Origin of the sequence: Nocardia sp. NPDC050412 (assembly GCF_044458825.1) — a bacterium.
Lineage (GTDB): Bacteria > Actinomycetota > Actinomycetes > Mycobacteriales > Mycobacteriaceae > Nocardia.
In genome coordinates this window covers 542,415-550,321 of sequence record NZ_JBITIJ010000007.1, presented here as the reverse complement: position 1 = coordinate 550,321, position 7,907 = coordinate 542,415, and the positions used below count along the sequence as shown (strand labels likewise).

Annotated in this window: 7 protein-coding genes; all 7 read right to left on the bottom strand. The window is 64.5% G+C overall.

Annotated elements, in window-relative coordinates:
• Nucleotides 1-390 precede the first annotated feature (390 nt).
• On the bottom strand, nucleotides 391-1,650 hold the full coding sequence (gene murA / locus ACIBI6_RS22745; protein WP_364355003.1) for a UDP-N-acetylglucosamine 1-carboxyvinyltransferase: 1,260 nt from the start codon (nucleotides 1,648-1,650) through the stop codon (nucleotides 391-393).
• Between the two features lie 151 nt (nucleotides 1,651-1,801).
• Nucleotides 1,802-2,383, bottom strand: a complete 582-nt coding sequence (locus ACIBI6_RS22740; RefSeq protein ID WP_396957606.1) for a cob(I)yrinic acid a,c-diamide adenosyltransferase — start codon at nucleotides 2,381-2,383, stop codon at nucleotides 1,802-1,804.
• A 159-nt stretch (nucleotides 2,384-2,542) separates the two neighbouring features.
• Entirely contained in the window at nucleotides 2,543-2,965 is a 423-nt protein-coding gene (locus ACIBI6_RS22735; protein ID WP_364355009.1) for a DUF2550 domain-containing protein, read from the bottom strand.
• Nucleotides 2,966-3,240: 275 nt separating this feature from the next.
• On the bottom strand, nucleotides 3,241-3,615 hold the full coding sequence (locus tag ACIBI6_RS22730; RefSeq protein WP_040687139.1) for a F0F1 ATP synthase subunit epsilon: 375 nt from the start codon (nucleotides 3,613-3,615) through the stop codon (nucleotides 3,241-3,243).
• Nucleotides 3,616-3,621: 6 nt separating this feature from the next.
• Nucleotides 3,622-5,064, bottom strand: a complete 1,443-nt coding sequence (gene atpD / locus ACIBI6_RS22725) for a F0F1 ATP synthase subunit beta (RefSeq protein ID WP_062982624.1) — start codon at nucleotides 5,062-5,064, stop codon at nucleotides 3,622-3,624.
• 96 nt (nucleotides 5,065-5,160) lie between these two features.
• Complete coding sequence (locus ACIBI6_RS22720) at nucleotides 5,161-6,132, bottom strand: F0F1 ATP synthase subunit gamma (RefSeq protein WP_062982627.1); 972 nt, start codon at nucleotides 6,130-6,132, stop codon at nucleotides 5,161-5,163.
• A gap of 131 nt (nucleotides 6,133-6,263) precedes the next feature.
• Nucleotides 6,264-7,901, bottom strand: a complete 1,638-nt coding sequence (gene atpA / locus ACIBI6_RS22715; protein ID WP_364355017.1) for a F0F1 ATP synthase subunit alpha — start codon at nucleotides 7,899-7,901, stop codon at nucleotides 6,264-6,266.
• Nucleotides 7,902-7,907: the final 6 nt, after the last annotated feature.

Sequence of the window (7,907 nt, the reverse complement as noted above, 5' to 3'; positions counted from 1 at the left end):
CCCACACGGGGGTATGAGGAGCCGGAACCAAATAAAACATTTGGCACTGACATTCATCGACACACTATTGAGTTCTCAAAGAACACACGCACACACCATCTCACGGGTTTGACCCCGGTCGATCGGTGAGGCAACTTATCCAGCTTAGCTCACCTGTGAACCCGATTCAAAATCGGGGTCTCGTTCGAGCTAGTGTGATCGCCAGGCGCTCAACGTCCTACCTCGTTTCCCTGGTCCTTCGCTCAGCCTTTCGGCTCAGCGCGTGGGCCCCGGGTCGGTGTCCGTGTCGCTCTGACTCGAATAAAGTTACGTGTCGGTGTGCACGATGTCAAATCGCCTGGTCAGGAACGCTTTTCGGCGCGAGGGAATCGTCGCCTGCCGTTCACATGATCAATCCGCAGCGCCGACTCGCTCCACCTGACCGCCCAACGCCTGCAGCTGTTCGACGAAATTCGGGTAGCCGCGGTCGATATGGAAGACGTCGTGCACCTCGGTGGTGCCATCGGCAACCAGACCGGCAAGTACCAACCCGGCGCCCGCCCGAATATCCGACGACCACACCGGCGCACTCGACAGCCGCGGAATTCCGCGCACCACCGCATGATGCCCATCGGTCCGAGCGTCGGCGCCCAGCCGGATCATCTCCTCCACGAAACGGAAGCGCGCCTCGAAGATGTTCTCGGTGATCATCGAGGTGCCATCCGCAATCGCCGCCAGACCGATGGCCATCGGCTGCAGATCGGTCGGGAATCCCGGGAAAGGTAGCGTCGAGAAATTCACCGCGCGCGGCCGGTCGGCCTGGATCACCCGGAAACCGTCCGGTTCGAACGAGATGCGCGCACCGGCCGAGCGCAGCTTGTCCAGCACGAGGGACAGGTGCTTGGGGTTGACGCCGGCGACCCGGACATCTCCCATGGTCATCACCGCGGCGATCGCCCAGGTCGCGGCGACGATCCGGTCACCGATCACCTGGTGCGTAGTCGGTGCGAGGCGCTCGACCCCCTGAATGGTGAGCACCGACGTGCCCGCCCCACTGATCCGCGCACCCATCCGAACGAGCATGTTGCACAGATCGACGATGTCGGGTTCACGGGCCGCGTTGTCGATGACCGTCTCCCCCTCGGCCAGCACGGCCGCCATGAGGATGTTCTCGGTCGCACCCACCGAAGGAAAATCCAGCCGGATCCGAGCACCCTGCAGTTCGTCCGCGCGGGCAACCACACAACCGTGCTCGATTTCGCTGGTCGCGCCGAGCAGACGCAGACCCGCCTGATGCATATCCAACGGTCGCGAGCCGATCGCGTCACCGCCGGGCAGTGCGACCACGGCTCGCTTGCACCGCGCCATCAGCGGACCGAGCACACAGACCGAAGCGCGGAACTGGGTCACCGCCGGAAAATCCGCGTGGTACTTGGGCTCGGCGGGCGTGTTGATCGTGACGACCGACCCGTCGATCGTGACGTCGCAGCCGAGGCCGCGCAGCACATCACCCATCAACGGCACATCGAGGATGTCCGGGCAATTCGTAATGGTGGTCGTGCCTTCGGCCAGCAATGCAGCCGCCATCAACTTGAGGACGCTGTTCTTCGCACCCCCGACCGCGACCTCACCGACGAGTCGATTCCCGCCAGTAACCAAAAACCGTTCCATGCCGCCTCTCCGCGTATTCGGCGCACTGTTGGTGCAAAGGATAGTTGCGTTGCGGGCCGGTGGTAGCAGTGCCGGGGTTATATCCAGGTAGCTGGGACGGCTTGCGGGGTGTCCAGCAACTTTTTGCGTGTGTCGGTGCGGATCGGACGATTCACGAACCACCTTGTTCGCCACCAGGCTTCCACAACACATCACCGCCCGGGTTGGCGACACGGCTGAGGATGAACAGCAGGTCGGAGAGGCGGTTCAGGTACTTCGCCGGAAGGATATTCGTATCGTCCGGATGCGCCTGCACCGCCGACCATGCCGAACGCTCCGCTCGGCGCGCCACCGTTCGGGCGGTGTGCAGCAGGGCGGCCAGCGGCGTGCCACCGGGCAGAATGAACGAATTCAGCGCGGGCAGTTCGGCATTGAACTCATCGCACCAGGCTTCGAGGCGTTCGATATACGGCTGTGTGATTCGCAGCGGCGGATACTTCGGCTCCGGGACCACCGGGGTGGAGAGATCCGCGCCCGCATCGAACAGATCGTTCTGCACTTGGCGCAATACCTTCAGCAACTCCGGAGCCGGGTCACCGAGCGCGACGGCCACACCGATGGCGGCATTCGTTTCGTCACAGTCGGCATAAGCGACCAGCCGCGGATCGGTTTTGGCCACCCGCGAGAAATCGCTGAGACCAGTCGTCCCATCGTCGCCGGTCCGCGTATAGATCCGCGTCAGATGCACACTCACACGCCCACCCTATCGCTACACACGCCACAACTGATTTGGTAAGTACATGGGTAACTCGTCGGGGACGGGCTAAGTTGCCCACAGCCCTACCGCCGCCCGCAAACGCCACAGTTGCCGCGACTGAGTCTGGCGCCTAAAGGTTCGGGGAGGCGGACGAGCCTAGAGTCCGGGCAGCCGACGGGTGCGATCCGAGGGGCGGGATTCGACCCAGGAGAGGAAGGCTGCCAGTGAGCCGCGGTCCAAGGCCAATTCGTAATTGCCGTTGTTATCGGAAACCGCGGTTACCGCGATCTCGTCGGTCATGATGTCGTATTCGTCACCACGCGGGCCGCGCCGATCACCGATCTCGATGCCCTGGCGTCGAATGGTGGAATCGGGACCAAGTTTCAGACTGGAGAGTTTGTAGAAGACGAGGCGATCCTCGTCATATCGAATCAGGCCGTGCCGCCACCCCTGGCCGCCGCGCGCGGGCAGCACCCGGAGAATCGCGGCGGTGCCGCCGCGGCGCAACATGATCAGCCGGTAGGTGGAGGCCAACGCCAAGAGAACGAGCGTGAGCACCAGAATGATCAGGAGAACCATCCCGGTCTGCAATGCCGTTCGTCCCTTCGTTCAGCCGCCGTGTCGACGACACGGCATGCGATCGGCGGTGTTCGCAGACCCTCCATGGTCACGCAGGCTGACGCCTGCGGGCCTGATGCTCACACCGCGTGCGGCAATTCAACCACGGCCCCGAGTTTACAAATGGCGGGGCCTTGTCTTTGAACGTTCGAAGCCGGAAACGGCACTGTCGGCGGCGAATACGTTCGCCGCCGACAGCGCCGTGCTATCGGGTCGTACCCAATCCTGGTGCGGTACTACGCCTTCGCCTCTTCGACCGCGCGCACCTGGCCTTGGGCCGCGATCTTGGCTTCCTCTGAGGCATCGGCGTCGGCCAACACTCGACGGGCCGCCTCGACGTCGATCTCATCGGCGAACTCCGCGGATTCGGCCAGCACCCGGACCGAGGTCGCGGTCACCGAGAAGAACCCGCCGTGCACCGCAGCGGTGATCCGCTCGCCCTCGGTGGGCACGATGCTCACGATGCCGCCCTCGACCAACTGACCGAGCAGCGGCTCGTGACCCGCCATGATGCCGATCTGACCCTCGGTGGTCTGCGCGCTGACGAACGTCGCCTGGCCGGACCAGAGCAAACGTTCGACGGCGACCAGATCAACTGACATCTCCGCCATGGGTGACTACTTTCCGGCGATCTTCTTCGCGGCCGCCTCGACGTCGTCGAGACCACCGCAGGAGTTGAACGCCTGCTCCGGGAAGTGGTCGAACTCGCCCTTGCAGACGCGGTCGAACGCCTCGATGGTGTCGGTCAGCGGCACCACCGAACCCGGCTGGCCGGTGAACTTCTCGGCCACGATGAAGTTCTGGCCGAGGAACTTCTCCAGACGGCGGGCCCGGCCGACGAGAACCTTGTCCTCTTCGGAGAGCTCGTCCATGCCGAGGATGGCGATGATGTCCTGCAGTTCCTTGTACTTCTGCAGGATCCGCTTGACCTCGTTGGCGACCCGGAAGTGCTCCGCGCCGACGATCGAGGCCTCCAGGATGCGGGAGGTCGAGGTCAGCGGGTCGACGGCCGGGTAGATGCCCTTCTGCGAGATCGGGCGGGAGAGCTCGGTCGTCGCATCGAGGTGGGCGAAGGTGGTCGCCGGGGCCGGGTCGGTGTAGTCGTCCGCGGGCACGTAGATGGCCTGCAGCGAGGTGATGGACCGACCACGGGTCGAGGTGATGCGCTCCTGCAGCTCACCCATCTCGTCGGCCAGCGTCGGCTGGTAACCGACGGCCGAGGGCATGCGGCCGAGCAGGGTCGACACCTCGGAACCGGCCTGGGTGAACCGGAAGATGTTGTCGATGAACAGCAGCACGTCCTGGTGCTGCACGTCACGGAAGTACTCGGCCATGGTCAGGGCCGAGAGGGCGACGCGCATACGGGTGCCCGGCGGCTCGTCCATCTGCCCGAAGACGAGGGCGGTGTCCTGGAGGACGCCCATCTCTTCCATTTCCAGGTGCAGGTCGGTGCCCTCGCGGGTGCGCTCACCGACGCCCGCGAACACCGAGGTGCCGGAGAACTCGCGCGCGATACGGGTGATCATCTCCTGGATGAGCACGGTCTTGCCGACACCGGCACCACCGAACAGACCGATCTTGCCGCCCTTCACGTACGGGGTCAGCAGGTCGATGACCTTGATGCCCGTCTCCAGGATCTCGGTCTTACCCTCGAGCTGGTCGAATGACGGAGGCTTGCGGTGGATGCCCCACTGCTCGCCGTCGCGACCGGTACCCGGCGCGTCGAGGCAGTCGCCGAGGGCGTTGAAGACGTGGCCCTTGACGACGTCACCGACGGGCACCGAAATCGGCTTGCCACTGTCGGTGACGGTGGCGCCACGGACCAGACCGTCGGTGGGCTGCATCGAGATGGTGCGCACGATGTTGTCACCGAGGTGCTGGGCGACCTCGAGGGTCAGGGTCTTGGCCACCGAGGTCAGGGTGATCTCGGCGTGCAGAGCGTTGAACAGCTCAGGGATGGAACCCCGCGGGAACTCGACGTCCACGACGGGGCCGATGACGCGGACGACGCGACCTGTTTTCGCGCCGGTCCGGCTCTCTTGTGTGACTGCTGCGGTCATTTTTCTCTTCCGTGTCCTATTCGCGGCCTTCGGAGGCCCTCCGTGGTTACGCTGCGCTTCCGCCTCCGGCCCCTGATCTCAGGCCGCGGGCAGCCTTTAGTCGCGGTCCGAGCTCGAAGCCAGCGCGTTCACGCCGCCGACGATTTCGCTGATTTCCTGCGTGATCTGGGCCTGCCGCACCGAATTCGCCTGCCGGGTAAGCACATTGGCCAGTTCGTTGGCGTTGTCGGTGGCTGCCTTCATTGCGGTGCGCCGAGCCGCGGACTCGGATGCCGCTGCCTCGAGCAACGATGAGTAGATGCGGGTGTTGATGTACTTGGGCAGCAGCGCCGCCAACAGCACATCGGCATCGGGCTCGAACTCGTACTGCGCGGTGAGTTCCGCGGTCGGCGAGTCGGTGAAGCTGTCCTCACCCATGTCGTAGTCTTCGTCGACATAGCTGACCTGGATCGGCGCCAGACGACGAACCTCGGGGGTCTGGGTCAGCATCGAGACGAAACGGGTGTACACGATGTGCAACTCGTCGACGCCCTCGATATTGCCCACCCCGTTCGGGGCCGGAATCTCAGCCTCGGAGCCCGCCATGAACGCGTCCACCAGGTGGTGGCACGCAGCCGTGGCATCGTTGTACTTCGGCTGCTGGGAGAATCCGGTCCACGCGCTGACCACCGGTCGGTTGCGGAAGGTGTAGTACGTGAGGCCCTTATTGCCCATCACGTACAGCACCGGCTCCTTGCCCTCGCCACGCAGGGTGACCATGAGCTCCTCGGCGCGCTTGAGCACGTTGGAGTTGTAGCCACCGCACATGCCGCTGTCACTGGTGATCACCAGGACCGCGGCGCGGCGCGGATTGGCCCGCTCGGTCAGCAGTGGGTGCGACAGACTCGTCGACGCACTCGCCAGTTCGCCGAGGACCTTGGTGATCTCCTCGGCGAACGGCTTCGCGGCCGCAACCCTGGCCTGGGCCTTGGAGATTCGCGAGGTCGCGATCAGCTCCTGGGCCTTGGTGATCTTCTTGATCGAACTCACACCACGAATGCGGGAGCGCAATTCACGCAAGCTTGCCATCAGCGGTTCACACTCCCTTCATTCGCCTGTACCGGATTGCAGCATTCGCGGGGCACTGCGTGGACACGCAAGCTACCGCGTCCGTGCCCGTCGCTCATGCTGCGGATCGAATAGCGCATCAGCGGGCTCGATTACTTCTCGACGTGCTTGCGGGTCACCGACAGCGATTCGACCTCTTCGTGGTCGAGCTCACCGGCGGCGGCCTCGTTCACGACGCGCGAACCGTCGGAAGCGAGGAAGCCCTGCTTGAACTTGTCGGTGGCCGCCTTGATGGCATCGCCGTTCTCGTTGTCGAGGACCTTGCCGCCCTCGATCGACTTGAAGGCGTCGGCCGCGCTGCGGTGCAGATCCTCGAGCAGTTCGACATTGAAGCGACGAACGTCGGCAACCGGAACCGAGTCGAAGTAGCCGGCGTCGACCAGGAAGATCGAGACGATCTGGTCCTCCACCGGAACCGGCGAGTACTGGTCCTGCTTGAGCAGCTCGACCCAGCGGGCACCGCGCTCCAGCTGGGCGAGCGAGGCGGCGTCGAGGTCGGAGGCGAAGGCGGAGAACGCCTCCAGCTCGCGGTACTGCGCCATTTCCAGACGCAGCGAACCGGCGACCTTCTTCATGCCCTTGGTCTGGGCGGCACCACCGACACGGGAGACCGAGGTACCGACGTTGATCGCCGGACGGACACCCTTGTTGAACAGGTCGGACTCGAGGAAGACCTGGCCGTCGGTGATGGAGATGACGTTGGTCGGGATGAACGCCGAGATGTCGTTGGCCTTGGTCTCGATGATCGGCAGACCAGTCATCGAGCCGGCGCCCATCTCGTCGGACAGCTTCGCGCAACGCTCCAGCAGACGCGAGTGCAGGTAGAAGACGTCACCCGGGTACGCCTCACGGCCCGGCGGACGACGCAGCAGCAGCGAGATGGCGCGGTAGGCCTCGGCCTGCTTGGTCAGGTCGTCGAACACGATCAGGACGTGCTTGCCCTGGTACATCCAGTGCTGGCCGATGGCCGAACCGGTGTAGGGCGCAAGCCATTTGAAGCCGGCCGAGTCGGAAGCGGGGGCCGCGACGATGGTGGTGTACTCCATCGCACCGTGCGATTCCAGCGCGGTCTTCACACCCGCGATGGTGGAACCCTTCTGGCCGATCGCGACGTAGATGCAGCGGACCTGCTTCTTCGGGTCGCCGGTCTCCCAGTTGGCCTTCTGCGCCAGGATCGCGTCGATGCAGACCGCGGTCTTACCGGTCTTGCGGTCGCCGATGATCAGCTGACGCTGACCACGACCGATGGCGGTCAGGGCGTCGATGGCGGTGATACCGGTGGCCAGCGGCTCCTCGACCGGCTGACGCTGCAGCACGGTCGCGGCCTGCAGCTCCAGCACGCGCTGCTCTTCGGCCTCGATCTCGCCGAGGCCGTCGATCGGCTGGCCGAGCGGGTTGACCACGCGGCCGAGGAACTTGTCACCGACGGGAACCGAGAGCACGTCGCCGGTGCGGCGCACCTGCTGGCCCTCTTCGATTTCCGCGAACTCGCCGAGGATAACCGCACCGATCTCGCGGTCCTCGAGGTTCAGCGCGACGCCGAGCACACCACCCGGGAACTCGAGCAATTCATTGGCCATCGCCGAGGGCAGGCCACTGACGTGCGCGATGCCGTCGCTGCAGTCGGTGACAACACCGACTTCCTCGATGGAGGTTTCCGGGGTGTAGCTCTGGGTGTAGCTCTCGATCGCGCTACGGATCTCATCGGTGGAGATCGTCAGCTCCGCCATAGTCTT

Bases quoted from the DNA above. Each gene is read 5' to 3' on its own strand.
- ACIBI6_RS22730 (WP_040687139.1), bottom strand. From the start codon at position 3,615: ATGGCGGAGATGTCAGTTGATCTGGTCGCCGTCGAACGTTTGCTCTGG.
- murA (WP_364355003.1), bottom strand. From the start codon at position 1,650: ATGGAACGGTTTTTGGTTACTGGCGGGAATCGACTCGTCGGTGAGGTC.
- atpD (WP_062982624.1), bottom strand. From the start codon at position 5,064: ATGACCGCAGCAGTCACACAAGAGAGCCGGACCGGCGCGAAAACAGGT.
- atpA (WP_364355017.1), bottom strand. From the start codon at position 7,901: ATGGCGGAGCTGACGATCTCCACCGATGAGATCCGTAGCGCGATCGAG.
- ACIBI6_RS22735 (WP_364355009.1), bottom strand. From the start codon at position 2,965: ATGGTTCTCCTGATCATTCTGGTGCTCACGCTCGTTCTCTTGGCGTTG.
- ACIBI6_RS22720 (WP_062982627.1), bottom strand. From the start codon at position 6,132: ATGGCAAGCTTGCGTGAATTGCGCTCCCGCATTCGTGGTGTGAGTTCG.